Source organism: Desulfosarcina sp., assembly GCF_033791525.1.
Taxonomy (GTDB): domain Bacteria; phylum Desulfobacterota; class Desulfobacteria; order Desulfobacterales; family Desulfosarcinaceae; genus Desulfosarcina.
In genome coordinates this window covers 1-24,411 of the sequence record NZ_JASJGN010000045.1, presented here as the reverse complement: position 1 = coordinate 24,411, position 24,411 = coordinate 1, and the positions used below count along the sequence as shown (strand labels likewise).

At 54.4% G+C, this 24,411-nt stretch carries 21 protein-coding genes; 13 read left to right on the top strand and 8 right to left on the bottom strand.

Translation table 11 applies throughout. The features are described from left to right. On the top strand, positions 1 to 718 hold a 718-nt coding region (locus tag QNK41_RS02305), incomplete at its 5' end, for a glycosyltransferase family 4 protein (protein ID WP_319253334.1). Here QNK41_RS02305 and QNK41_RS02300 read toward each other — a convergent pair. Then, complete coding sequence (locus QNK41_RS02300) at positions 708 to 2,405, bottom strand: alpha-amylase family glycosyl hydrolase (RefSeq protein ID WP_319253332.1); 1,698 nt, start codon at positions 2,403 to 2,405, stop codon at positions 708 to 710. The genes QNK41_RS02305 and QNK41_RS02300 overlap by 11 nt on opposite strands. 160 nt (positions 2,406 to 2,565) lie before the next feature. Between QNK41_RS02300 and QNK41_RS02295 the strand changes: the two genes are divergently transcribed. Continuing rightward, on the top strand, positions 2,566 to 3,831 hold the full coding sequence (locus QNK41_RS02295; protein ID WP_319253330.1) for a glycosyltransferase family 4 protein: 1,266 nt from the start codon (positions 2,566 to 2,568) through the stop codon (positions 3,829 to 3,831). A gap of 107 nt (positions 3,832 to 3,938) precedes the next feature. After that, positions 3,939 to 4,400: a phosphohistidine phosphatase SixA gene (gene sixA, locus QNK41_RS02290; protein WP_319253328.1), complete on the top strand. Its 462-nt coding sequence runs from the start codon at positions 3,939 to 3,941 to the stop codon at positions 4,398 to 4,400. 342 nt (positions 4,401 to 4,742) lie between these two features. Here the strand turns inward: sixA and QNK41_RS02285 are convergent, their stop codons facing one another. Further along, entirely contained in the window at positions 4,743 to 5,321 is a 579-nt protein-coding gene (locus QNK41_RS02285) for a hypothetical protein (RefSeq protein WP_319253326.1), read from the bottom strand. Positions 5,322 to 5,324: 3 nt separating this feature from the next. Continuing rightward, the gene (locus QNK41_RS02280) at positions 5,325 to 7,520 is read right to left on the bottom strand and encodes a hypothetical protein (protein ID WP_319253324.1); all 2,196 of its coding nucleotides are present in this window, start codon (positions 7,518 to 7,520) and stop codon (positions 5,325 to 5,327) included. 375 nt (positions 7,521 to 7,895) lie between these two features. Here QNK41_RS02280 and QNK41_RS02275 point away from each other — a divergent pair, with 375 nt between their 5' ends. Further along, positions 7,896 to 8,906, top strand: coding sequence for a beta-ketoacyl-ACP synthase III (locus tag QNK41_RS02275; protein ID WP_319253322.1), 1,011 nt, complete (start codon positions 7,896 to 7,898; stop codon positions 8,904 to 8,906). Positions 8,907 to 9,199: 293 nt separating this feature from the next. On the opposite strand, the gene QNK41_RS02270 is transcribed toward QNK41_RS02275, so the two are convergent. Next, complete coding sequence (locus QNK41_RS02270; RefSeq protein ID WP_319253320.1) at positions 9,200 to 9,421, bottom strand: hypothetical protein; 222 nt, start codon at positions 9,419 to 9,421, stop codon at positions 9,200 to 9,202. Between the two features lie 225 nt (positions 9,422 to 9,646). Between QNK41_RS02270 and QNK41_RS02265 the strand changes: the two genes are divergently transcribed. The 4 genes from QNK41_RS02265 (at position 9,647) to QNK41_RS02250 (ending at position 16,386) form a co-directional block, all read left to right on the top strand. Continuing rightward, entirely contained in the window at positions 9,647 to 10,339 is a 693-nt protein-coding gene (locus QNK41_RS02265; protein WP_319253318.1) for a DUF2760 domain-containing protein, read from the top strand. 115 nt (positions 10,340 to 10,454) lie between these two features. After that, complete coding sequence (locus tag QNK41_RS02260) at positions 10,455 to 13,232, top strand: Hsp70 family protein (RefSeq protein ID WP_319253316.1); 2,778 nt, start codon at positions 10,455 to 10,457, stop codon at positions 13,230 to 13,232. 188 nt (positions 13,233 to 13,420) lie between these two features. After that, positions 13,421 to 13,642 (top strand): hypothetical protein, encoded by a 222-nt coding sequence (locus tag QNK41_RS02255; RefSeq protein ID WP_319253314.1) that lies wholly within the window; start codon positions 13,421 to 13,423, stop codon positions 13,640 to 13,642. Positions 13,643 to 13,653: 11 nt separating this feature from the next. Continuing rightward, complete coding sequence (locus QNK41_RS02250; RefSeq protein ID WP_319253312.1) at positions 13,654 to 16,386, top strand: sensor histidine kinase; 2,733 nt, start codon at positions 13,654 to 13,656, stop codon at positions 16,384 to 16,386. A 37-nt stretch (positions 16,387 to 16,423) separates the two neighbouring features. Here the strand turns inward: QNK41_RS02250 and QNK41_RS02245 are convergent, their stop codons facing one another. Then, positions 16,424 to 17,443: a cation diffusion facilitator family transporter gene (locus tag QNK41_RS02245; protein ID WP_319253310.1), complete on the bottom strand. Its 1,020-nt coding sequence runs from the start codon at positions 17,441 to 17,443 to the stop codon at positions 16,424 to 16,426. Between the two features lie 167 nt (positions 17,444 to 17,610). On the opposite strand from QNK41_RS02245, the gene QNK41_RS02240 reads away from it, so the two are divergent. From QNK41_RS02240 to QNK41_RS02220, 5 genes are all read left to right on the top strand, one after another. Further along, positions 17,611 to 17,967 (top strand): cytoplasmic protein, encoded by a 357-nt coding sequence (locus tag QNK41_RS02240; RefSeq protein ID WP_319253308.1) that lies wholly within the window; start codon positions 17,611 to 17,613, stop codon positions 17,965 to 17,967. Then, on the top strand, positions 17,968 to 18,216 hold the full coding sequence (locus QNK41_RS02235; protein ID WP_319253306.1) for a hypothetical protein: 249 nt from the start codon (positions 17,968 to 17,970) through the stop codon (positions 18,214 to 18,216). A gap of 591 nt (positions 18,217 to 18,807) precedes the next feature. Further along, positions 18,808 to 19,410 carry a peroxiredoxin gene (locus tag QNK41_RS02230; RefSeq protein ID WP_319253304.1) on the top strand — a complete coding sequence of 201 codons (603 nt, stop codon included), beginning with the start codon at positions 18,808 to 18,810 and terminating at the stop codon, positions 19,408 to 19,410. 246 nt (positions 19,411 to 19,656) lie between these two features. Continuing rightward, positions 19,657 to 21,675, top strand: coding sequence for a transketolase (gene tkt, locus QNK41_RS02225; protein ID WP_319253302.1), 2,019 nt, complete (start codon positions 19,657 to 19,659; stop codon positions 21,673 to 21,675). Positions 21,676 to 21,916: 241 nt separating this feature from the next. Further along, a complete protein-coding gene (locus QNK41_RS02220) occupies positions 21,917 to 22,399 on the top strand; it encodes a cache domain-containing protein (protein WP_319253300.1) in 483 nt (160 codons plus the stop codon). Here the strand turns inward: QNK41_RS02220 and QNK41_RS02215 are convergent. The 3 genes from QNK41_RS02215 to QNK41_RS02205 all read right to left on the bottom strand — a co-directional run. Beyond that, positions 22,374 to 23,426, bottom strand: a complete 1,053-nt coding sequence (locus QNK41_RS02215; RefSeq protein ID WP_319253298.1) for an XdhC family aldehyde oxidoreductase maturation factor — start codon at positions 23,424 to 23,426, stop codon at positions 22,374 to 22,376. The two genes, QNK41_RS02220 and QNK41_RS02215, sit on opposite strands and share 26 nt — an antisense overlap. Positions 23,427 to 23,482: 56 nt before the next feature. Further along, entirely contained in the window at positions 23,483 to 24,082 is a 600-nt protein-coding gene (locus QNK41_RS02210) for a DUF3786 domain-containing protein (RefSeq protein WP_319253296.1), read from the bottom strand. 28 nt (positions 24,083 to 24,110) lie between these two features. Beyond that, positions 24,111 to 24,411, bottom strand: a 301-nt coding sequence (locus QNK41_RS02205; protein ID WP_319253294.1) for a hypothetical protein, incomplete at its 5' end; no start/stop codon positions are given.

Sequence of the window (24,411 nt, the reverse complement as noted above, 5' to 3'; positions counted from 1 at the left end):
CAACTCGGCGGCCCAGGAGGAATTGGCCCTGCGAACAGGTCTCTCGTCGGTGATCATTCCCAATGTGCTGGATTTTGAAAACCCGCCGCAGTCCGACGAAAAGGATACCCGCGCATTCAGGCGTCGGATCGGCCTCGTCCCGGAGGACTTTCTGATTCTCCAGCCGACACGAATCGTACAGCGCAAAGGGATCGAGCATGCCATCGACCTGGTCCACCAACTCGGGAATCGGCATTTCAAGCTGCTGATCTCCCACGAAGCCGGAGACGAGGGAGTCGAGTACGCCGATTGGCTCAAGGATCATGCCCGGGAGCGGGGGGTGGATCTTCGTTTGATCACTACCAGCGTTCCGGATGCCCCTGACCGGCCTTCACTCTGGGATCTTTATGCTCACGCCGATTTCATCACCTACCCCAGCCTATACGAAGGCTTCGGCAACGCCTTCCTCGAGGCGGTTTATTTCAAGAAACCCCTTCTTATCAACCGCTATGCCATCTTCGTGCGGGATATCGAACCCAAAAGCTTCGACCTGATCGTCATGGACGGTTATCTGACCAAGAAAAATGTCCTGAAAGTCCGTGAATTGCTCGAAAACCCGGACCTGCGGGAACGGATGACGGCCCACAACTACACCGTGGCCGCGCGTCATTACTCATACGCCATGCTCAGGCGGCAGTTGGACAACATGATGGCCAACTTCTTTGGCGTCAATGGTTAGATGGTTGTGGGTTCAACCACATGGTTTGGTATGCGTTGAGAGGAATGGAGCCATCATCGTACCGCTCACCACCGAGGAGATCAATCAAAGAGTCAGTCGTGTTATCGATCGGAAGATTCACTGTCAGGGTGACGGCGGAAAAGTTAGTTACAGCGAAGACTGTCTGCTGCGGACAAACGCGTTTTACCGCGAATACCCGATCATCCAGGGTCAGGACCTGCATGGTGGCGGCGGGATGGAAGGAAGGCTGGCCGGTGCGGATGCGGATCATTTTCATATAGGGATAAAATATCCGTGCCCGAACCTGCTTTGAATCGGCCAGTTCGGCACAGACGGCGTCTGCCGACAATCTCGCCCGGTTGATCGTCCGGGCCCGCCCTGTCAAGCGCACCCCCTCCGTCCAATTTTGCGATCCCAATATGCTGTGGATGTATACGGCAGGAACCCCGGCAAGGGCCAGGGCCACCGCCTGGGAAGCCAGGAATCGGGGAATGTGAAGTGGATCTGCCGGAGATGCCGGGTCTTTCAGCGCGTCCAGATAGGTAATATTCAACTCATAGGGACTCTTGGATCCGTCCGGATTGACCTTTTCGGAAACCTGCCCGCCGTTCAGACGGACATGATTGGCCAGCCATGCAATCTGCGATGAAGGCAATATCCCTTCCAGGGGACGCACACCGATGCCGTCATGGGAGGCGGTGAAATTGAAAAAAGCCGTTCGTTCCGTGGGGGGTGCCAGGTTCCGGGCCCAATCGGAAAAAACACGGGCGTTGCCGGTGGCCAGCGAATAAAGCAGCAGTGGCGGCAAGGAAAAATTATAGACCATCTGGGCCTCATCGGCACCGTTGCCGAAATTGCTGAGATTTTCAGCGTGGGGCACGTTGGGTTCGGTGACGATCGTCACACCGGGTGCCGTCAGATCCAGGATCCTGCGAAACAACCGGACCATGTCGTGGGTCTGCGGCAGATGGATGCAGGGTGTGCCAATCTGTTTCCACAGGTAGGCGATGGCGTCCAGCCGGATGATGCGCGCACTTCTGGCAACGTAGTAGAGCAGTGTCCGCACCATTTTCTCCAGCACGTCCAGGCTCTGATAATTGAGGTCGATCTGATCGGCACTGAAGGTCGTCCACAAATGAACCCGCCGACCGGATCGTTTCTCGCAGGCAGTCAACAGGGGCAGGGCCCGGGGCCGGACCACGCCGGACAGGTCTGCCGTCGGATCGACCTCGATGGCCAATTGTCGGAAGCCTTTCTCATTGGCCAGATAGGCCTGAAACCACCGGCTTTTGGCGGACACATGATTGGCCACGAGATCGACCATCAGCTTGAACTCCCCGCCGATGGCCTGAATATCCTTCCAACTGCCCAGGTCGGCGCTCACCGCTTGGAAATCCGTGACCGAAAACCCGTCGTCGCTGGAATAGGGGAAAAAAGGCAGGATGTGAATACCGGAAAACACCCCCTTGAAATGATCGCCGGAGAAGCGATGCAGGGTCTGCAGCGGCCGTTCCCCGTTTCGTGAAAGCGTGTCGCCGTAGGTAATAAGGATAATATCGGCCTCGGTGAAAAAGCCCCTTTCCGCGGCCGATGGCTCGGATGAAACGGCATCCAGCACCGCCGAAAGCCGTGCAAAGGCGGCATCGCCCTTTTGTCGCCCATATATCCGGTTTAGAATCGCTTTCATTCCGTTTACCTTTGGCGAAAACAGGCGGTTTGCCTGGTTGCCGTTTTAAGCCGTTGACATCTACGGTTTATTGATGAATTTTAAAGAAACAGCCACGGGGTAGCGGACCGTTTGCTCATGGAATGCAATGCCCTCTCCTTTTCGTATGAAAGGTGTCGCGATGTATATCCCCTTTGACAAGATTCATAACATCGGATTCATCTCCACCCGATTCGCCGGAACCGACGGCGTGTCCCTGGAAACGGAAAAATGGGCCGGGGTGTTCGAAAAAGAGCGGTTCCATTGTTTCTATTTTGCCGGTGAGCTGGACCGCGACCCGGCACAGGCATTCCTGGTTCCCCAGGCCCATTTTATGGATCCGGAAATCCGCACGATTTTTAACACCGCATTTGGTTCTACGGCTAACCGGGTGAGGGATCGTAAACTGACCACGAAGATCCATGCAATCAAGGAACACCTGAAAGATCAGCTATACGAATTCATTGCAAAATTCAACATCGATCTGCTGATCTCCGAAAATGCACTGACCATCCCCCTCAACATCCCTTTAGGTCTGGCCATTACCGAGGTCATTGCGGAGACCGGCCTGCCGACGATTGCCCATCACCACGATTTTTTCTGGGAACGGCAACAGTTCAAAACCAATTCGGTGTGGGATTATCTCAACATGGCTTTCCCACCCCATCTGCCGCCCATCCGCCATGTGGTCATCGGTTCATCAGCCGGCAACCAGCTCGGTCTCAGGACGGGTATTTCCGCGACCCTCATCCCCAATGTCATGGATTTCAAGAATCCACCGCCAGCGCCGGATGACTATGCCAGCGACGTCCGTCAGGCACTGGGTCTCGATCCGGATGAACGCTTAATTCTCCAGCCCACCCGAGTGGTTAAGCGAAAAGGCATCGAAAATGCCATCGAACTGGTCAGTCGGCTGGGGTTAAAAGCCCGTCTGGTCATCTCACATGCCTCCGGAGACGAGGGGCACGACTATGAACAACGGCTTATCGACTACTCCCGGGGCATGCAGGTCGATACCCTTTTCGTTTCGGATATCATCAATGACCGCCGCGGGACAACCGCGGACGGTCGTAAAATTTACACCCTTGACGACATCTATCACCACGCTGATTTTATCACCTATCCCTCAACTATCGAGGGCTTCGGCAACGCTTTTTTAGAAGCAGTCTATTTTCGCAAACCGATCATGGTTAACTGCTACTCCATTTACACCTTCGATATCAAACCCAAAGGATTCACGGCCGTTGAAATAGACGGATATGTGACCGATGAAGCCGTCGCGCGCACCCGCTCGTTGATCGAGGATGAAACCCTGCGAAAAAAAATGGTGGAGACCAACTATGCGCTCGCCGAAAAATTCTATTCCTACGAGGTGCTTCACGAAAAATTGATGAATTTGATGGTGTAGAAGGGTTGGTTGAATTGGTTCAATCCGTTTGTTGGTTTAATTGGTCGGGTTGGATTATCGGTTATGGATCTATTCACCTGTGCCCCATAAAAACGTGAGGTAGCATAATGGCGCTTTATTTGGTTCAACATGGAAAATGCCTGAACAAATCCGAGGATCCTGAGAAAGGCCTCTCGGCCGAAGGAAAGATGGAAACTGAACGTATTGCCGACGTGGCCCGCGGATATCAGGTGCGCGTCTCACGCATCCTTCACAGCGGGAAAAAACGGGCTCGGGAAACAGCTGAAATATTCTCCATGCGATTATCTCCGGCGAGCGGAAGCGAACCGTACGACGGCATGAATCCATTAGACGACGTCCGCGCCTTTGCGGGCCGACTTCGTTTGGCTGATGACATCATGCTGGTCGGGCATCTGCCCTTTTTAGAAAGGCTGATCGGGCTGCTGGTTTGCGGCAATCCCGACCAGACGGTGTTTAAACTGCAAAACAGCGGCATTGTCTGCCTTGACCGCGTTGCGGAAGTAAACCACCCGGTCATCCGTTGGGCTTTGATGCCGACCGTCGGTTAGGCTGGAAACGAGATTCCAATCAACTGTTGATGAACTCGTAAAAAGTCGAAATTTCGGTTTTGTTGTCGTCCCCGCGAAGGCGGGGATCCAGTATTAACAGGTAGTTATAGATTCCCGCCTTCGCGGGAATGACATGACAGGTGACTTTTTACGAATCCGTCAACTGTTGGTTCGCAGCTTTTTTTTGGATATTGAAATTTGGAATTTATTTGAGATTTGGTACTTGTAGTTTGTTATTTACTTAAGAATTGGCGCTTGGAATGTTCTGTTTCCGGTTTATCCGGATTAGGAGAGGGAGAAAGCTCGGCAAAATTATTTTTTTTTGACCCTAAATAAGCGCGATTATTTGTCTGTTTTTAGGGCTTGCCACATTTTTTCCGACGCTTCGATGGTCAGTTTATTGGGTTGGATGACGATGGTCTGAGCCTCGGGACGGTAACCGTCGAGGATTTTTTCGGCCGTGGAAATAAGTGCGTCGATTTTCATACCGGACAGGGTGCTGACGATTTTCAGGTCATCGTCAGCCTGCTGATACAGATAACTGAGTCGGTCACAGGCTGCACGGTAGTCGCCTATCTTTTGTGTATATCGCTGGATGTATGCCTGAATTTCGGCCATCAGCATCAAATCGTATAAAAGTCTCGGGTTTTTCAAAGCTTCAGCTTCGGTGTCGATTTCTTTTTCCCGCCATTCTCGCCGTGCCTCTGTTTTTATTGCTTCCAATTGCGCCGACAATGCATCCCGGATTCCACCAGCATCCGTCTTTCTCTGGGCCATCTGACTGTTGAGCAAAGCGATGTCCGCCATGGTCTGACGCAACAGTTCCGCTTTATTATTGGCCGTCACGGTCGACGGCCATACCAGCAGTGCCAGAACAATAACAGATATGAGCAATCGATACATGGTCATAAATGGTTTCACGGTCTATTTCCTTGTGGCGCTGAGCTTGCGTTTCAAATCCTCGGAAAGAAACAGCCGGGTTTTGGGATTTTTCCAGTCGGCCATGTGTATCACATTGACCAGTTCGATCTGGTCCCCCTGCCAGTCCGACAGAATGGCCACCACCCGGGGTGAAAGGCGGGACAGGCTGTTCAGGGATAGTCCTCTACCTTTCCACCGGGACAGGTATACCGCCGCCTCAGGAGACAGTTCCCTGAGCCCGTTCAAACCCAGCCAGTCGCCTTCCCAGGCAGATAGATGACGGGCTGCATCCGGTGACAGGTCGGTCAACCCGTTGAGGAACAAATCTTTGCCTTTCCATGTGGTCAGGCAACGGGCGGCCGCCGCTGACAGCTTGGTCATCTGATGTTTCTGGGAAAAATCACCTCCGCAGATATTTTTCCAGATGGTGGTGTTATCTGTGTCGGTGACCCGATTATCGTTTTCGGTGTCTACCGTCGTCGTTGTCCGGCGCGTTTCGATATCCTGCCAGATGGTCTCCAGCGCCCGTGGATTTGCCGGAACCAGATCGATGTCTAATTGGGCCAGTCCGCTGCGGTGCAATTTTCTGACTTCATCCGCCTGCTGAATGAAACCATCGATGTCAATATCGCTGGTTTTGCCGGCCATCAGGGCCAGCAATGAAGCTTTGCGGGAATAAAACAGCAGCTCTTCGCTGCTCGCAACAAGGATATTGACCGGGGTTTCCAGTTTTTTAACATAGAAATCTCGCCGTTGAATAGCCGAAAGCCCCAGAGTGATGCTCGGGTCCGCCATCGCCGATTCAAATGGGATTGTGCCTTTGCCTGCGCTCCTGACCCGGTCAGCGATTCGTTGGATTTCCGCATCGATTCCAGCCTGGTAATAGACGCGCAGTTCCCCAATCTCCGCCTGCTTGTCGATGAGTTCGTTTCGCAACTGGTCCAGGTTTTCGGCAGCCGCTTTAAGACGTGATACATCGGACCCATCCTGGACGACGCCCACCGGCTTATGCACCTGAAGTGCCGCCTGTGCCTCGACGACCGTATCCCGACGACTGGTGTCCGTGTCCGGGGTAAAGGGCTTTGACGCGACAATGTTCTCTGGGATCCCATAAAAAAATCCCGCCAAAGCGAGAAAAAGGATAGCGACTAACGATGCCAGGATGGCTTTCTTTGACCTGCCGACCGCAGGGTTCGCGGCTTCACGCAGGGGTTCGGGTCTCTGCCGGTCTATCAAGCGGGCGGGTATCGGCTTTTTTGAGGATCCAGGGTCGCCTGATGGGCCTTTTACCAAGGGACTTTCATCCGGTTCGGCGGTTTTTCCGGTTTCCACGGACGGTATTGGGGTCCTGGTGATGTCTGTTTGCTCAAGGCCTCCATCCGTTTTTTTATGGGCAACGATATCATCGTTAACCATGCTTTTTTCTGGCGCTTCCACGGTAGGCGGTTTTGAATCCGAATCATCCGAAGCGGCTTCCGCACAATGGGATTCATCGTCGCTTATTGCGATCTCTGTCAATATATCATCGATATTATGTGAATTCTCTTCGATTGTTTCGGTGTCATCAACTTCAATCTGGGCCATGACACTTTCAACGGCGTGTTGCTGATCTCCCGTGAGCGCATCATCAGATTCAGTGTCTTCAGCTTCATGTACTTCATCGACTTCGGCGGGGATGGTTTCCTGATTACTCTTTTCCAACCCGGCAGGAGACTCATCGGTTGTTTCCGATTCAGACGCATCGTCCGTTTCTTTTCCCGAATCAGCGTCAACCCGACCATCGTTCTCAATCTGACCCATGATACTCTCAAATGCTCGCTGCTGATCCTCGTCTAAGCATTCTTCACCGACGTCTTCAGAATCGTTCACCGCTGGTTGGGTCGAATCGGGGTTAACACCGGTCGGGGTTTGGCCGCTGCTGGTTTCGATCTCTTGATGGCGTGCTGCCGGTTCATCTTCGGTCAATGCCTGTTGGACTTTTTCTCCAGTCCCGGTTTCTTTGGGGGTGCCGTTTGATTCTTCTTCTTCCTGGCCGTCAATGTCATCCATTATTTTTCTGAATGCAGCCAATTCGCCTTCATTCAGGTCCTTTGACGTGTCGTGGCTGCTTTTTTCAGGATTATCGTTTTCTGCCAAACGGATACCCGTAGTTGCTGATTCGTCTTTCTTGAGTGACGGATCTTTTGTATGTCGTATCATTCGCCACCACTCGCTTCGTGCTATAAATGATCAAACCCAGCAATAGTCCGTACAGGTCGGCTTGTTTTGATTTTTCATTGGATGCGTGTGGTTCTTGGATCTCAGGTATGATATCGTCGAAAGTCAACCAAACTTAAGGATTTTATCTGTTTTCTGTTGCTTCTGGTTATCGTTTTACCGGTACCTTGGCTTCTCTGCATTTGACAGGTCTGTTTCGTCGATCGAATCCAAAGGGGTCGGAAAATCAGTCAAACCGACATAACATGATAAATTTCTTGATCATTATTCTAACCGGGTTTATATTTCAGTCTCATATGGAGCAGAAATAAAGGCCGATGTTACACCGAGTGGGATTGCATCAAGGAGTGAGTAACCATGAAAAAAACCATCATAAAAGGAACCGGTCGTTATGTGCCCCCCCGTCTTGTCACCAATGACGATTTAGCACTGTGGATGGACACATCCAGCGAGTGGATTATTCAGCGCACTGGGATTGAACAGCGTTACTGGGTCCCCGAAGCGGGTGGCGTCGGCGCCTCCGACCTGGGATTGGAAGCTTCAAGAATCGCCATGGACCGTTCCGGATGGGAGCCTGAAGACATCGATCTGATCATTTTTGCCACGTTAAGTCCGGATCTTTTTTTTCCTGGTTCCGGTTGCCTGCTGGCCCATAAACTGGGCCTTACGTCCACACCGGCTCTGGACATTCGCCAACAGTGTACCGGTTTTTTATATGGCATGGCCACCGCCGACGCCTACATACGCAGCAGCCTGGCCAAGCGTGTACTTCTAGTGGGTGCCGAGGTGCATAGTACCGGGCTTGATATTTCAACCAGAGGCCGGGATGTGACCGTTATTTTCGGAGACGGCGCCGCGGCAGTCTGTCTGGAGCGCATGGAAACCGACACCAAGGTGGGTGTTCTCGCCTCGTGTTTGCATGCCGACGGTTCTCTGGCTGAAAGCCTGATGACCTTCGCGCCTGCGTCGCGCGAAAACCCACGGCTGGATGAAAACATGTTGAAGGAAGGTAAACATTTTCCCACCATGGACGGCAGGAATATTTTTAAGACCGCCGTTCGGCGGCTTCCCGAGGTAGTCGGAGAGGCTCTTAAAAAAGCGGGCATTCCTTTGGCTGCAGTCGACCTGTTCATCCCCCATCAGGCGAACCTGCGGATCAATCAGGCATTCGCCAAGGCCCTGGATCTTCCGGAATCAAAGGTCTATAACAACATTCAGCGATATGGAAACACCACGGCAGCCAGCATTCCCCTGGCACTGGATGAGGCCATCGAAAAGGGCCTTGTAGGCCACGGCAGCACCGTCATGTTTTTAGGGCTGGGTGCTGGTGTCACCTGGGGAGCAGTGCTTTATCAATTTGCCGATTAAAAAGCCGGAAGTCGAAAAATATTATTTAGTGTCCGTCCAGAAATAGGCAAATTGGGTCGAGATCAAGGCTTTCGAAAAATTTTACCGGAGGCGCCCTGAAAGAAGTGCCCTTGGGGTGCATATGTTTGATATTCCGAGGATAAAATTTTTCGAATAACGCAGATATCGGGCAAATTGGTCATTTATGGATGGGCACTATTTATATTCACGGATCGATGTTTATTTCGCAACTGGACCGATGGTTTCAGTGCTGGTGGGGGGATGAGGCGGGGCAAGGCGACGGGGAGATCCCTCTAATTTTCATCTCTCGATTCCTGAAAGATGGCGTGGGACTCTGCGGACGAATAAGACCGTGAGCAGGAAACGCTGTTGGCGAGCACCGTACGGATCTTGTCAAGGGCAATGCAGTTGTCCATACAATCGGGGAAGAGATAACGGTCGATGCATTCCCGGCATGGGCTTTTCACCAGATAGCCAATATCAAAATCAAAGCGATGTCTGTATTTATTTGCCATGGTTATCATTGATACGATTCGGTGTGTCATTTGCCGGCAGCGCCTTTGTTGGGGCCCATTCAAACCGGAATGCGTCACTTGATCTATATGTCTTCATGATTAGCATAACGGATTGACCTGCACAAGGTAAAACCCGCTATGTGTTTATCTTTACACGGCCGCCGGTATTCATTTGCGTGGCCGAGATAGTCCCCAATAATTAGGAACCTGACAGGCGGCCGACCCATGAAACATGATACAGTGATGAGATCCTTTTCTTTGCGCTCCTTCTTTCAGTCGCTTTTTTTTTCAACCCTCCTGTTTGGCGTCCTTGCTTGTTTCTACTGGCGAGCACAGGATGTGGGCACACCGTTTAAGGTTATGGAGTATGCGCCGCTGTTCGTTTTCGTGATCTTTTTCGGAATTCTGCAGTGGCTGTTTCAGAAAAACATCCTGGCCAAACTGACGGACCGCCAACCCGACGCACCGCGAACCCATAAACCGGACGCCACGATTCCCCGGGAATCCGATGCGGATCGAAATAAACGCCACAAACATGATCAACGGCTTTTTGTGCATCTTTTTTCGGTGCTCCAGCGTGAGGGAAGGTTGATGGATTTTCTCCAAGAGGATCTTTCCCTTTATGAAGACAGCCAGATTGGTGCCGCCGTGCGCAGCATCCATGAAAACTGCCGAAAAACCGTGGACCGCTATCTCTCACCGGAACCGGTCATGAAGCATGCCGAAGGCGAGACGGTCGAGATCGACGCCGGTTTCGATCCGCATGCGGTTAAACTGGTGGGCAACGTGGTTGGACAGCCGCCCTTTTCGGGTATTTTACGCCACCGGGGATGGCAGCTGCGGTCTATTTCACTGCCGAAATTGTCAGAGGCGGAAAATCCGAACCTCATCGCTCCCGCAGAAGTCGAGATCCAGTAATCACTTTTAACCCGACACCGTCAAGCCACCTGCATCCCGTGGCCGTCCAAAATGATCATGTCGGTTGGGTCGGTATGACGCCCATCGCCATTGTTCAACCTGAAGGGGGATATGTGTGACTTCGGAAAATCGTTTTGTCGTCGGCATCGATCTGGGAACCACCAACAATTCGGTTGCCTATGTGGAACTGGGGGATGTCGAGAAGGACCACCCCGCCATTCAAAAATTCCCGATCCATCAGTTGACCGGCCCCGGTGAGTTCGCCCCCCATTTTGTTCTGCCATCATTCTTATACATTCCGGGTGAATACGACATCGTTGATCAGGACATGGCCGCCCCATGGACCATCGATCAACGCAGCCGGGATGACCGAAATTTTGTGGGCGCGTTTGCCCGCGACCATGGCGGCAAGGTGCCGGCGCGACTGGTCTCTTCAGCCAAAAGTTGGTTGTGCAACAAAAGCGTGGATACCCAAGCCAGAATTTTGCCCTGGGGAGCCGAGGACGAGGTGTTCAAGGTTTCGCCGGTCCAGGCTTCGGCCGCCTATCTCAAACACATCCGCAAGGCATGGAACGTGTCCATGGGGGATGATGAGGAAAACTATCTGGAGAACCAGATGGTGGTCGTCACCATACCCGCCTCCTTTGACGAGGTTGCCAGGGACATGACCCTGGAAGCAGCCCGCTTGGCAGGCCTTCCAGATGTCATTCTGCTGGAAGAACCGCTGGCCGCATTCTACAGCTGGCTGATCCGGCACGAGAAAGACTGGTCCGACCGTGTATCCACCAACCAACTGATCCTGGTGTGCGACGTGGGGGGCGGCACCACGGACTTCACCCTCATCTCCCTGCGCATGGTCGACGGCAGCCCTCGATTCGAGCGTATTGCCGTTGGTGATCATCTCATCCTGGGCGGTGACAACATGGATTTTGCCATCGCCCGCAACGTGGCCCGCCGTTTGGGAAAATCGCCGGGCACCATGGACAGGGATGCCTGGAAAACCCTCTGCCACCAGTGCCGCTCGATCAAGGAGAATATTCTGGACGGCATTTCGGACAGTGGCCGGGTCACCCTGATGGGCGCAGGTTCAAGCCTGATTGCCGGCACCCTGACCGCCCAGATTAACCGCCAGGAGATCGAAACGATCGTTCTGGAACAATTTTTCCCGCTTTCCGGATCCTGTAGCCATTCGGATTCACTGGAAGGAAACGCCTCATGGGGGCTTCCCTATGAAGCGGATACCGCCATCACCGGCCATCTGGATCGTTTTCTGGACCGGCATCGGGCAGATGTAAAAACTGCCATCGGAGCCATTGACCCCTGCCCCGACCTGATCCTTTTTAATGGCGGGTCGTTGAAGGCGCAGGTACTTCAGAATCGCATCCAGGAGGCCGTTCGCCTTCGTTTTTCCCGCGATACCGACCCCGTCTGCCTGGAAAACCGGGAGATGGACCTCGCCGTATCCCTGGGTGCAGCATACTACGGCATGGTCAAGGCAGGCATCGGCGTCCGGGTCGGCAGCGGCAGCCCTCGCAGTTTCTACGTGGGCGTGGCCACCGGCGACTCACAACATACCGGCGGTGCCAAACAGGCCGTATGCCTGGTGGAACGTGGACTGGAAGAAGGCAGCGCCATCACACTCCCCGATCGCGTATTCAAGGTTCTGGCCAATCAGCCGGTGGCCATCGATCTGTTCAGTTCCAGTTTTCGCTCCGGTGACCGCAGCGGAGATCGGGTTGACATCGACGAAACCCTTACGGCTCTCCCGTCGTTGAATACCGTCATCCAGTATGGCGATAAGGGCATTCAGTCTGAGATTCCCGTTCGCCTGGAAGCGAGTTATACCGAGGTGGGCACACTTGAGATCTGGTGCCAGTCCATGACCTCGCCTCACCGGTGGCAACTGCGATTTCAGCTGCGGGGGTCGGTTACTCCCGATGAGGTGGCCGAAGGGGAAATTTTCGAGGCATCTCTGATCGGCCAGGCGCAACAGGTCGTTGAATCGGCGTTTGCATCCGGCGGTGACCGATCACGGCTGCCCCGCCTGATGGCGGACATCACCGACGCCCTTGGCTGCTCCCGGGACAGGTGGCCGCTGAGCCTGCTGCGGGATCTGGTTGACACCCTGCTCGAGAGCATGGCGGCAAGAAAGGGTTCTGCCGAGGGTGAAAGCCGCTGGATGAACCTGCTTGGATACTGCCTGAGACCGGGCATGGGAGAAGGTTTTGATCCCCATCGCGTCAAAAAGCTTTGGAAAATTTATAAAAAAGGGCCGGTCCATGCCAATGCCCCCCAAGTGCGCGCCGAATGGTGGATCATGTGGCGGCGGGTGGCCGCCGGTCTCAACCCCGGACAACAGCGCCAATTTTTCCAGGACATCTCCCCCGTCCTGGTGCTGAAAAAAGGACCGCGTATTCCCCGGCAGGAGTTCACCGAAATGTGGATGGCAACGGCCAACATGGAGCGCCTGCATGTCAAGGATAAAATCACCCTGGGTCGCCAATTGATCAGCCAGTTTACCGCCCGGAAGCCCCAGCCCCAGATGTTGTGGGCACTATCCCGAATCGGCGCCCGCGATCTGCTCTACGGTTCCGTCGACCGGGTGACGCCGCCCGCTGAAATCGTTGGCTGGATCGAGGCGATTCTTTCCCTGACGTGGAAGAATCCCAAACCCGTGGTTGAGATGCTGTCCCAGCTATGCCGAAAAACCGGCGACCCGCTGCGCGATATCGCTCTGGAGACAAGCGATACAGTTGTTCAATGGATCGCGTCTGCCGGTGATTTTCCCGAACCGTTGGAACGCCTGACCCAACCCGCTTCGCGAAAACAGAAAGAACAGAATGCCATTTTCGGCGAAGCCTTGCCTGCCGGTCTGATCCTGGAAGATGGATGAAAGTGGACCCACGTCAACGGTCCTGTTTAGCTAACGCTTGCATCCCCGTCGCTGACTGGCTGGACATTCCACAATCCCGGTGGTAGGATGACCTCACCTTCCCGATCTCAATTTAAAAGAGACGCTTAACAGGCTGTTAATATTGCATTGCAACTAAAACGGCTTTTCCCGACGAAAGGGGCGGTCCCATGACCCGTGACAAGATCAACGGCAGACGACTGGTGGGCCTTTTTTTGCTGGGCATGCTGCTGTTCAACTTCCCTTTGCTCTATCTGTTTAACCGACCCATGCTGGCGTTAGGCATTCCCGTTTTATATCTTTACCTGTTCACTGCTTGGTCGCTGATCATATTTCTGATACTGATGATCAGCCGATCCAAGCTGGACGCACCGTTTCCGGATCACGAGTAAAGGAAGTTTCCATGCTGGCAACGGAAACCGTCATCTTCGTCTCCCTTTGCTACATCGGTGTCCTGTTCGGCATCGCCTATTATGGGGACAAGCGTGCCGACATCGGCCGAAGCATTATCAGCAATCCCTATATTTACGCACTGTCCCTTGCTGTTTACTGCACCGCGTGGACGTTTTATGGCAGCGTTGGGCGAGCGGCGTCAGCCGGACCGGCCTTTTTGACCATTTATCTGGGCCCCACCTTGATGGTCACGCTGGGCTGGCTGGTATTGAAAAAAATTGTCCGCATTTCAAAAATTCACCGGATTACCTCCATTGCCGACTTCATCGGTTCCCGTTACGGAAAAAGCATGACCCTGGGAGGCGTGGTCACCGTCATCGCTGTGCTGGGCATCATTCCGTACATCTCGCTCCAGCTCAAGGCCATATCCTCCAGTTTTCTTTTGATTCATCAATACCCGTCGCTAAAACCGTTGTCCTCTCAAAGCAGCATCGGACTGTGGAGCGACACCACATTTTACGTGGCCCTGTTTCTGGCGGTTTTCGCCATACTATTCGGTACCAGGAACCTCGAGGCGACCGAACGCCACGAAGGCCTGGTGGCGGCTATTGCCTTTGAATCCATCGTGAAGCTGGTGGCCTTCCTGGCGGTTGGGACGTTTATCACCTTTTTCATTTATAACGGGTTTGCCGATCTCAGCCAGAAAGCCCTATCATCACCCGAACTTCGCCTTTTAATGACCCTGCCAAAGGATGCCGGTGCATTCTCCAGCTGGTTCGCCCACATTTTCCTCTCCATGATGGCCATCGTCTTTCTTCCCCGCCAGTTCCAGGTCATGGTCGTAGAAAATGTCAACGAAGCCCACCTGAACAAAGCCATCTGGCTTTTCCCTCTTTACCTGGTGGCCATTAACATATTCGTCCTGCCGGTAGCGTTTGCCGGCATGCTCTCCTTCGGCTCCAGCGGCCTTGATGCAGATATGTTCGTACTGACGCTTCCCATGGCCAACAAACAGGTCTTTCTGACGCTGCTGGTGTTTATCGGCGGGATGTCGGCGGCAACTGGCATGGTCATCGTGGAAACCGTGGCCCTGTCCACCATGATCTGCAACGATCTGGTAATGCCGGTGCTGCTTCACATGCCATCGCTGAAACTGGCCCAGCGCGAGGATTTGAGCAGCATTTTGTTATCCATCCGACGGCTGGGTATTATCCTGGTGCTGCTCATGGGGTATGCCTATTTTCACTATGCCGGAGAGTATTACACGCTGGTTTCTATTGGTCTGACCTCATTTGCCGCAGTGGCCCAATTTGCACCGGCCCTGCTGATCGGGATTTTCTGGAAAGGCGGCACCCGAACCGGCGCCCTGCTGGGGCTGGTGGCTGGTTTCTCCGTTTGGTTTTATACCCTGTTTCTGCCTTCCCTTGCCGGGGCGGGACTGATTCCCCAGGACTTCTTGGAACACGGCCCCTTTGGCATCGATTTCCTAAAGCCCTTCGAACTGTTCGGCCTGGATGCGTTCGACCGCATCACCCATGCGGTGTTTTGGAGCATGCTGGCCAACCTGGGGTGCTACGTGGCCGGATCCCTGTTTAGCCGGCCATCGGCCATGGAACACACCCAGGCGGCCATGTTCGTGGATGTCTATCGTTATGTGGGCAGGGTTCATGATTCTTCCGTCTGGCGGGGGACCGCCTACCTGCCTGATCTTGTCTCCATGCTGGAACGATTTTTAGGAAGAGAGCGAACCGAAGCGGCGCTGGATAATTATGCTATGGACTACGGCATCAATTGGGACCAGTCCCTCACCCGGGATCCCGGACTGGTCAATCACATCGAAAAACTGCTGGCCGGCGCCATCGGGTCGGCATCGGCGAGGGTCATGGTCGCCTCCGTGGTCAAAGAGGAGCCCCTTGGCATCGAAGAGGTGATGGACATCCTTAACGAAACCCGCCAGGCGATTGTCTACAGCCGTGAATTAGAGCGGGCCTCAGCGGAATTGCGGGCAGCCAACCAGCGCCTTCAAGAGTTGGATCGGTTGAAAGACGAATTTATTTCAACGGTCTCCCACGAGCTTCGGACTCCGCTGACGGCCATCCGCTCCCTGGCTGAGATTCTCCACGACTACCCGGACACGACCCCCGACCGTCAACGGGAATTTTCCAGCATTATCATCCGTGAAACCCAGCGGCTGACCCGACTCATCACCCAGGTTCTCGATTTTCAGAAGCTGGAATCGGGTCGCATGCGCTGGGCAATCACAACGGTGGATCTCAGGGATGTGGTGGAGGAGGCGGTCAGCGCCACCGGCCAGCTGGTGGCAGACAAGCGAATACGGATGCAGGTAAACCTGCCAGACGCATCGCGGCCCATACTAGGGGATCGTGACCAGTTGATCCAGGCTATGGTGAATCTGATTTCCAATGCCGTAAAATTCTGCGACCCGGACCGGGGGCAGATTGAAATTCGACTGGAATATGTCGCCGACCGACTGAGGGTGTCGGTCAAGGACAACGGCATCGGCATCAGCGAGGCTGACCAGAAACAGATTTTCAACAAGTTTCAGCAGGTGATGGATCCGACCCGCGGGCGCCCACCGGGAACCGGCCTGGGGCTCTCCATCACCCGCCAAATCATCCGGCACCACCATGGTGAGCTGAAGGTCGGGAGCACACCGGGAAAAGGGGCCACTTTTTATTTTTCCATGCCCCTGAAACCCATTTCAGCCATACCGGCCCAATGACCTGCTCCAGCGTCCTAATAGGGACAGGGGGCTGAACTCACTTGTTGCCGCCGAGCTTCACAAAATGGTCAGACGTTTCACCAATCCCCTGCCCTGCTGCTGTGCGCTCAGAACAGTTTTCCCAGCATGCCACAGCCTTTCCTTCTGACAACACCGTTCCACACGGGTCCATGTGCACCAGAACGCCTGCATTGCCCTCGAAATGATCGATGAGCAGCTTTTCCAGTGACTTGGCCTGGTCGTGGGCATCATCGAGCAGATAGTCCCTGGGCAGCACGAGGTGCAGATCGATGTGGACAAAATTTCCCGAACGCCATGCCCGCAACTGATGGATATTGATCCAGACTTCCTTGCGATGCTTTTCAAGCAGCCGGGAGATTTCGTCGAGAAGGTCGGGGTCGGATGCGTCCATCAGCGCCGAAAAGCTCTGGCGCACCAAGCGAGTGCCGGTAAAGAGGATATTGACGCCCACCAGGCAGGCAATGCCGCCATCTATCCAGAGCCAGCCGGTCATATGGACAAGCAGTAGTCCAACAACCACACCTGCGGATGTGTATACATCGGTGAGCACATGCTTGCCATCCGCGATCAGGGTCAGCGATTCAGCTTTTTTCCCTACCCTTACCAGCCCGATGCCAAGCAACAGGTTGATGGCTGCGGCAGCGACAAGGATGGTCAGGCCCGCCTGAAGGTTGACAAGGGGTTTGGGCATCAGCAGATGCGAGATACCGGTCTTGAATATCCCGATGGCGGCAAAGATAATCAGCGCCCCTTCGAACCCGGCGGAGAAGTATTCGATTTTACCGTGCCCGTAAGGGTGATCGGAATCTGGGGGTTGTGCGGCCATCCAGATGCTCACCACGGCAAAAGCGGCAGCCACGACGTTGATAATGGACTCCAACGCGTCGGACAGCACCGCCGATGAACGGGTCAGGTGAAAGGTATAGAATTTTACAGCCATCAGCACCACGGAGACAGACAGAGAGATGCCGATGGTTGTCATGCGGAGCTTAAAAAATTGCCCGTCGGGGGGCGATGCGTTTTTTTCGGTTTGCATGTTCGCTCGATTATATGACGGGCGTCCGTAAACTTCAACAACTTGAACCATGCCACTCGGCTCGTACGCATATTTATAAACTCCGTGACACCTGGATCAAAATCAGCTATCTTATCGGCTCGTATTTTTCCCGAGGCACAATCACCCTAAACTAATGGAGAACCTTCATGGCAGAACAAGAACAAATTGATTTTAAAGTGGATACCGCCAGCCTATACCGCGAGGACGCAATCACCGATCTTAAAGTGGCCTCCATTCGACGGATGGTCCCGGTCACCGCGGACGGCCAGGATGATTCCAGCCGTTCATCCGTCTTTTTCGGCCACACGCAAATCCTAACCCCACAGGGGCCGTTGCCCTTGCAGGCCAAATTAATGGCCAACAACCTTGCCGAAGCCATCCAGGCATTTCCCGAGGCCATGGAGCAGGAGATGGCCCGGGTGGTGGAACAGATCAGGAAGATGCAGGAACAGGAGCAGAACAAACAACCAGATGACTCTCGCATCATCATGCCCGGCAGGTAGATGGACATCCGGGTCGATTGCTATGCCGGCTACCGGGACGAAGAAACGCCGCGACGACTGACAATGGGGGCACGCCACGTCAACGTCGTCGCGGTCCAGGATCGCTGGCTGGCACCGGATCACCGATATTTCAAGCTTATCGGTGATGACGGCAGCCTTTATATCATTCGTCACGATCCCCACCAGGACAGTTGGCAGTTGATCTTTTTCAAAGCAAGCCCGATGATGGCCCCTGAGTCCCCTGGCTGAATGGCACCGACGATACCATCGTTCCGCCGGCCTCATCGCCCCTACCAGGGGGTGAAAAAAAATCCATGAAGATGATTATCAGCAGGTCCGGATAACCGACGTTGCCCCTCCGACCGACGGCCGCCTCGACCCACTGAAACCTTCCGCATCGCCACGCGAAATAATAATATTTTCGAACGATCAGAGGACAACATCAGTCGAGCCTCCCAACCATGATGACTTCATGCGCCAGCAGAGAGGGCTACCAATCAACTCGGTTCAAGCGATAACGGTCACGGTCCTTAAAATCGATATTGCCGCCTGTGTGGTCGTGTTCATAAATACGGTGACGCACCGAGATGGCCGAGGCGCCTTGAATGCAAGGCGCGAGGAACGAGAATACCTGTCGTATTTAAGCGACGAGCCACGCAGACGGACCGGGATGCGTCGGTCATCGAATGACATCGTATTTATGAAAACGACCACTTAGCAGCCCATGCGATCCATGTGACTTGACATGTCGTCATCTGGAATGAATATTGGGATTGACTGCGGAGCCCCTTTCGACAACCACCGATGATCGTCATCGGCTCAGATCATAAGGAGATCAACATGAGCGTACTCGTAGGAAAAACTGCGCCGGATTTCACCGCACCAGCGGTATTGCCCAGCGGCGAAATCGTTGAAGATTTCAAACTTTCCGACCTACAAGGAGAATATACGGTTATTTTTTTCTGGCCCCTGGATTTTACCTTTGTATGCCCCACTGAAATCCTGGCCCACAATCGGCGCATGGAAGCCTTTAAGCATCGTGGCGTAAATGTAGTCGGTGTTTCAATCGATTCCCAGTTTACCCATTTTGCATGGCGCACCATGCCGGTAAAAGAGGGCGGCATCGGACCGGTTCAGTTTCCCATGGTGGCTGACGTGAAACACGACATCACCCGCGCTTTTGGCATCGAACATCCCGATGCCGGCGTCGCCCTGAGGGCCTCCTTTCTAATCGACCGGGAAGGCATGGTTCAGCATCAGGTCGTCAACAACCTGCCCTTGGGCCGGAATGTGGATGAGATGCTGCGCATGGTCGACGCCCTCCAGTTCACCGAAAAGCATGGCGAAGTCTGCCCTGCAGGCTGGAACAAAGGTGATGAAGGCATGCGTCCCACGACGGATGGGATTTCCGATTATCTTGCGGCCAATGCAGAAAAGCTGTAACCCAAACTGAGTGATTCACCTTTCTCGAAGCAGGTAGATGGGTAACGATCACGGTTGGGTACCATCGATGGTTGTATTCAAAAGGTGAAACCCATTGGGTTTGCCGATCTCACCCCATCTTCGGCGTTAGCTATCGCCGCGCATAGTCCACTATAGCGCGACGATAGCTGCCTTGAATCTGCGGTAAGCTCGACAATCGCTCAGCTTGGGTCTTAATTGAATCCATCGCAAAAGGAGCAGCATTAAATGAGCAAGGGCCCCCAGAAAAAGCAGCCGACAATCGACGATCTTTGCATTAACACCATCCGCACCCTCTCCATGGATGCGGTGCAGAAGGCCAACTCCGGCCATCCGGGCGCGCCCATGGGGCTGGCCCCGGCCGGTTATGTGCTCTGGACACGGGTGATGAAGCACAATCCAAAAAATCCGGACTGGACTGATCGGGACCGATTCGTGCTCTCTGGCGGTCACGCCTCCATGCTGCTCTATAGCCTGCTGCACCTGACCGGCTATGACCTCAGTCTCGAAGAGATCCAGAATTTCAGGCAGTGGGGCAGCAAGACTCCCGGCCATCCGGAATACAGCCACACACCGGGGGTGGAGACCACCACCGGCCCCTTGGGCCAGGGCTTTGCCAACGCAGTGGGCATGAGTATGGCCGAACGGCATCTGGCCGCCTGCTTCAACCGCCCCGGTCACGACGTCGTGGATCACTACACGTACGTCATGTGCGGCGACGGTGATATGATGGAGGGCGTGACATCTGAAGCGGCCTCCCTTGCCGGCCACCTTGGGCTTTCCAAGCTCATCTGCCTGTACGACGACAACGGCATCTCCATCGAGGGTTCCACCGGCATCGCCTTTACCGAAAACGTGGCCAAACGCTTCGATGCCTACCGCTGGCAGGTGATCAAGGTCAAAGACGCCAGCGATCCCGATGCGATTGAACAGGCCATCCTGGCGGCCAAAGCCGAAACCGGTAAGCCTTCGATCATCATGCTCAAGACCCACATCGCCCACGGCAGCCCCAACAAACAGGACACGGCCGATGCCCACGGCGCCCCACTGGGTGAAGAAGAGATCGTGTTGACCAAAGCGGCATTGGGCTGGAAGGAAAAGAAGCCCTTCACCATTCCGAAGAAAGCGCTGACCGCCTTCCGTAAATGCGTCAAAGCGGGTGAAAAAGCGGAAACCCGCTGGAAAAAGGGTTATCAGACATACAACAGGAAGCATCCGGAACTGGCCGACGACTGGGTCAACGCCCTGACCCGCTTCATGCCCAAGGGCTGGGAAGCGAACCTGCCCCGGTTCAAGCCTGAAGACGGCCCCATGGCCACCCGTGCCGCCTCGGGCAAGGTGCTCAATGCCGCTGCGGCCATTTTCCCCAGCCTGGTGGGCGGTTCGGCCGATCTGGCGCCCTCGAACAAAACCTATATCGACGGATCACCTGAATTTCAGAAAAAGCATTACGACGGCCGCAACATCCGATTCGGCGTCCGCGAGTTTGCCATGGGCGCCATCATGTCCGGCATGTTTCTGCACGGCGGCGTCCGCCCCTATGGCGGCACCTTTCTGGTGTTTGCCGATTACATGCGCCCGGCCATCCGCTTGGCAGCCCTGATGAAACTGCCGGTCGTCTATGTCTTCACCCACGACAGTGTAGCCTTAGGTGAGGACGGCCCTACCCACCAGCCCGTGGAACACCTGGCGGTCCTGCGGGCCATCCCGAACCTGACTGTGATCCGCCCGGCCGACGCCACGGAAACCGCTCAAGCCTGGCAAAAAGCCATCGCCATGAACGACAGCCCGATCGCAATGATTCTCAGCCGCCAGAAGCTGCCCATCCTGGACGCAAAACAAACGGCACATGGTGTTGAAAAGGGTGGTTATGTGCTTTCGGACTGCAAGGGAAAACCACGCATCATCCTCATCGCCACCGGGGCGGAGGTCCACATCACCCTGAAGGCGCAGGAGTTGTTGGCTGGCCAAGGCATTCCTGCCCGTGTGGTCAGCATGCCATCCTGGGAGATTTTTGAAGAGAATTCAACAGAGTTCAAAAACCGGATTCTTCCACCGGCCATCAAAAACCGGATCGCCGTGGAAGCCGGCATCTCCATGGGATGGGAGCGTTACGTCGGCCCAGGCGGGAGCGTCATCGGCATCGATAGGTTCGGGGCCTCGGCGCCGGGGGGAACGGTCTTGGAAAAGTTCGGTTTCACCCCCGATAGGATAGTTGAAACCGCGCTTCGGATGCTAAAAAAATAATCCGTTGCGAAACTGACGCAATTCCAGGGGCGCCTTTGCAGGCGCCCTTTTTTTTACAAAAGTTTCCTGAGGAGATGCCGATAACAAGGATTGTGTTGATCACAAAACCAGGCGCAAATCCGACGCATGGTGATGGGTGAAGCAGAAAACAACTTTTGCTCTGACAAAGGTTCTGTTATCTTTATGTTTTTTCAATTCTGGACCTGAGTCATACAGATGACCGGAACCAATGGAGGCTCTCTTGAAAAGAATTTTAGCAGGCATATTGACCGTGCTCATGGTTATGTCGCTGACGGTTCCCGGCCTGGCCGGAACCCGCGACGATTGTATCACCAAATGCAAGGAGGCCGGGGATTTCATTAAAACAAAGGGAATCGATGCCGCCGTCAAGGAGATCGGCAACAAAAACGGCCGCTTCGTCTGGAACGACGGCGTCAGCTATATTTTCCTGATGAACATGAAATCCAAGATGCTGGCCCATCCGCACAAACCGGAACTGACCAAGCCGGCCACCCTGATCGAAGCGACGGATGTTGACGGCAAGGCCTTTTTCAAGGATTTCGTCAAAGCGGCCGAAAAGGGAAAAGGCTGGACCCATTACATGTGGCCGGTCCCCGGCATGGAGATCAACAAGCCCAAACATACCTTCATCTACCGGGTTCCGGATACGGATTACTTTGTGGGCGCCGGGTTCTACGTCATGTCTCCGGGCGTGTTTTATTGATTTGAATCATTTCCGCCACGATGCTCACGGCGATCTCCTCCGGGGTTTCGGCCCCGATGGACAGGCCGATGGGCGAATGGACCCGGTCGATATTCCTCTTCGAAAAGCCTTCTTTAAACAGCGCCCTATAAATGGCGTCCCTTTTCCTTTGGCTGCCGATCATGCCGATATAGCCTGCACCGGTTTTCAATGCCTGAGCCAGAACCGTTTTGTCGTGAAGATGCCCCCGGGTGAGAATGACAATAAAATCATCCCTGTTCACGGACAGACCTGAAAAGGCATCATCAAAACGTTCCAGCACCCGGATCTCGGAAGCGTCGCGAAAGCGTTTCCGGTTGGCATACTCCTCCCGGTCGTCGGCAACCGAAACCCGGAATCCCACCACAGCGGCCATGGCAGCCGTGGCCCGGGCCACGTGGCCGGCCCCGAAAAGATAGGCGGTGCACACCCGTTGCGTCGGCTCGATCACCACAAAGGCGCCGTCGAAGGCCAGTGTCCGGACCGTTGATGATTCGGCTGCCAGCGCCAACACCTTTTCCCGTTCCATGTCGGGCAAGGGAAAATCACCAACGATCTCCCCGTCGACCGTTGCCAGACAGTGGGCAGTGGTGCCGACCTGGTTCTCAGATCCCATGACAATAATGAACAGAGATCCTTTTTGTCGTTCGTCCAGCATCCGTCGCCATCGATTAAAGACCGCCTTGTTCATTTCCGTGGGCGATACGCAGTCCAGCAGCACCTCCGCCTGCCCCCCGCATATCATGTCCATGCTGTCGACGGTGTCGTGGCTCAGGTCAAAAGACATCCTGGCCGATTGCCCGAACCGGATCATTTCTGCGGCCCGGGACATCGCCCCGGCCTCCAACCGTCCACCACCGATGGTGCCGATGCCGCGTCCGCCGGCGGTGACGATCATCTTGCTGCCCGACGTACGCGGGGTGGAACCGGAGTGGTTGATAATCGTCGCAAGGACGAATGCTTCGCCTTTATCCAGCAGTTCACAGGCCGTTTGTGCAATCATCTTCATCAATGCGGTAGCCTTTCCAGGTTAATCCTGAGCCAGTTTCCCACTCGGGGTTTGCGTCAACAGACCATTTCCAGAATCGTTTTCGAGGTGTACTCACCCACATCGGCCAATCCATCCATGGGCATGAAGCGATTGGCGTTACTTGAATAGAGGCAGACTACCGAGGGCGGGAAATCCTCGTCGGCCTCGTAGATAATATAGCACAGTAAAATTTTGGGCAGGGGCCGCAACACGAAGGCGAAATCGCCGCTTACGGAAGACGGGGCTGCCTCGCCGGAAAACCGCTGCACAATCAGGTCGATTTTCGTTTTGATCCGCTGAACCGTCGGCACCAGGATCTGTTCGGTGTGGGAAGCAAAAGCACCCACATAGGGTGCTGAATCGGGGAATTCCTTGAAGGCTCGCAGCGGTTCAAGGCGGGGAATTTCAGTGGTGGCGTTCAAGGCGTACAGGGATAGCAGGATGCCGATCACGCCGGGCGGCGTAATGCCTCCCAGCTTGATTTCAGAGGGCGAAAGGATGCACGGCTGCCCGAATGCCGTAAACGAATACGCCAGTCCATTTTTTTCACCGGGAAGCCTATCCTCCAGATCCCCGGGTAGATTCCCATAAAGCCGATCCAGATTATCCTTGGCAAGCTTCGCGTAATTATCCACGGATTCTCCTGTCGTCATCACCGATCTTTCAACCCCCTAATTCCTGAATCCCTGAATTCCCAAATTCAGGCCCCCACCCATTCTCACTGTCCTTGGCGATAAACCAGATGGAGCAGGCCGTCCGGTGTTTGCAGTACAATTGCGGATCCCGGCAGTTGGCGCACTGCTCGCAAACATGAATCTGATATTTCATGCACACCAGTCCTGCGGGTTTATCCGGATGGTTCACACAGGTTGCCATTGTTTCTGTTTCCGTGGGTTCCATTATGATATAGTGTTCATCCGGAAACGGCATCTTTCGGCCCAGGTCGACGTTCTCGCTCTGTTGA

What these genes read in the sequence shown, in the direction of transcription:
- QNK41_RS02280 (WP_319253324.1), bottom strand. Translation starts at nt 7,520, where the DNA reads ATGATACGACATACAAAAGATCCGTCACTCAAGAAAGACGAATCAGCA.
- QNK41_RS02265 (WP_319253318.1), top strand. Translation starts at nt 9,647, where the DNA reads ATGAAACATGATACAGTGATGAGATCCTTTTCTTTGCGCTCCTTCTTT.
- QNK41_RS02235 (WP_319253306.1), top strand. Translation starts at nt 17,968, where the DNA reads ATGGACATCCGGGTCGATTGCTATGCCGGCTACCGGGACGAAGAAACG.
- QNK41_RS02295 (WP_319253330.1), top strand. Translation starts at nt 2,566, where the DNA reads ATGTATATCCCCTTTGACAAGATTCATAACATCGGATTCATCTCCACC.
- QNK41_RS02250 (WP_319253312.1), top strand. Translation starts at nt 13,654, where the DNA reads ATGCTGGCAACGGAAACCGTCATCTTCGTCTCCCTTTGCTACATCGGT.
- sixA (WP_319253328.1), top strand. Translation starts at nt 3,939, where the DNA reads ATGGCGCTTTATTTGGTTCAACATGGAAAATGCCTGAACAAATCCGAG.
- QNK41_RS02245 (WP_319253310.1), bottom strand. Translation starts at nt 17,443, where the DNA reads ATGCAAACCGAAAAAAACGCATCGCCCCCCGACGGGCAATTTTTTAAG.
- QNK41_RS02215 (WP_319253298.1), bottom strand. Translation starts at nt 23,426, where the DNA reads ATGAAGATGATTGCACAAACGGCCTGTGAACTGCTGGATAAAGGCGAA.
- QNK41_RS02240 (WP_319253308.1), top strand. Translation starts at nt 17,611, where the DNA reads ATGGCAGAACAAGAACAAATTGATTTTAAAGTGGATACCGCCAGCCTA.
- QNK41_RS02275 (WP_319253322.1), top strand. Translation starts at nt 7,896, where the DNA reads ATGAAAAAAACCATCATAAAAGGAACCGGTCGTTATGTGCCCCCCCGT.
- tkt (WP_319253302.1), top strand. Translation starts at nt 19,657, where the DNA reads ATGAGCAAGGGCCCCCAGAAAAAGCAGCCGACAATCGACGATCTTTGC.
- QNK41_RS02255 (WP_319253314.1), top strand. Translation starts at nt 13,421, where the DNA reads ATGACCCGTGACAAGATCAACGGCAGACGACTGGTGGGCCTTTTTTTG.
- QNK41_RS02230 (WP_319253304.1), top strand. Translation starts at nt 18,808, where the DNA reads ATGAGCGTACTCGTAGGAAAAACTGCGCCGGATTTCACCGCACCAGCG.
- QNK41_RS02270 (WP_319253320.1), bottom strand. Translation starts at nt 9,421, where the DNA reads ATGGCAAATAAATACAGACATCGCTTTGATTTTGATATTGGCTATCTG.
- QNK41_RS02300 (WP_319253332.1), bottom strand. Translation starts at nt 2,405, where the DNA reads ATGAAAGCGATTCTAAACCGGATATATGGGCGACAAAAGGGCGATGCC.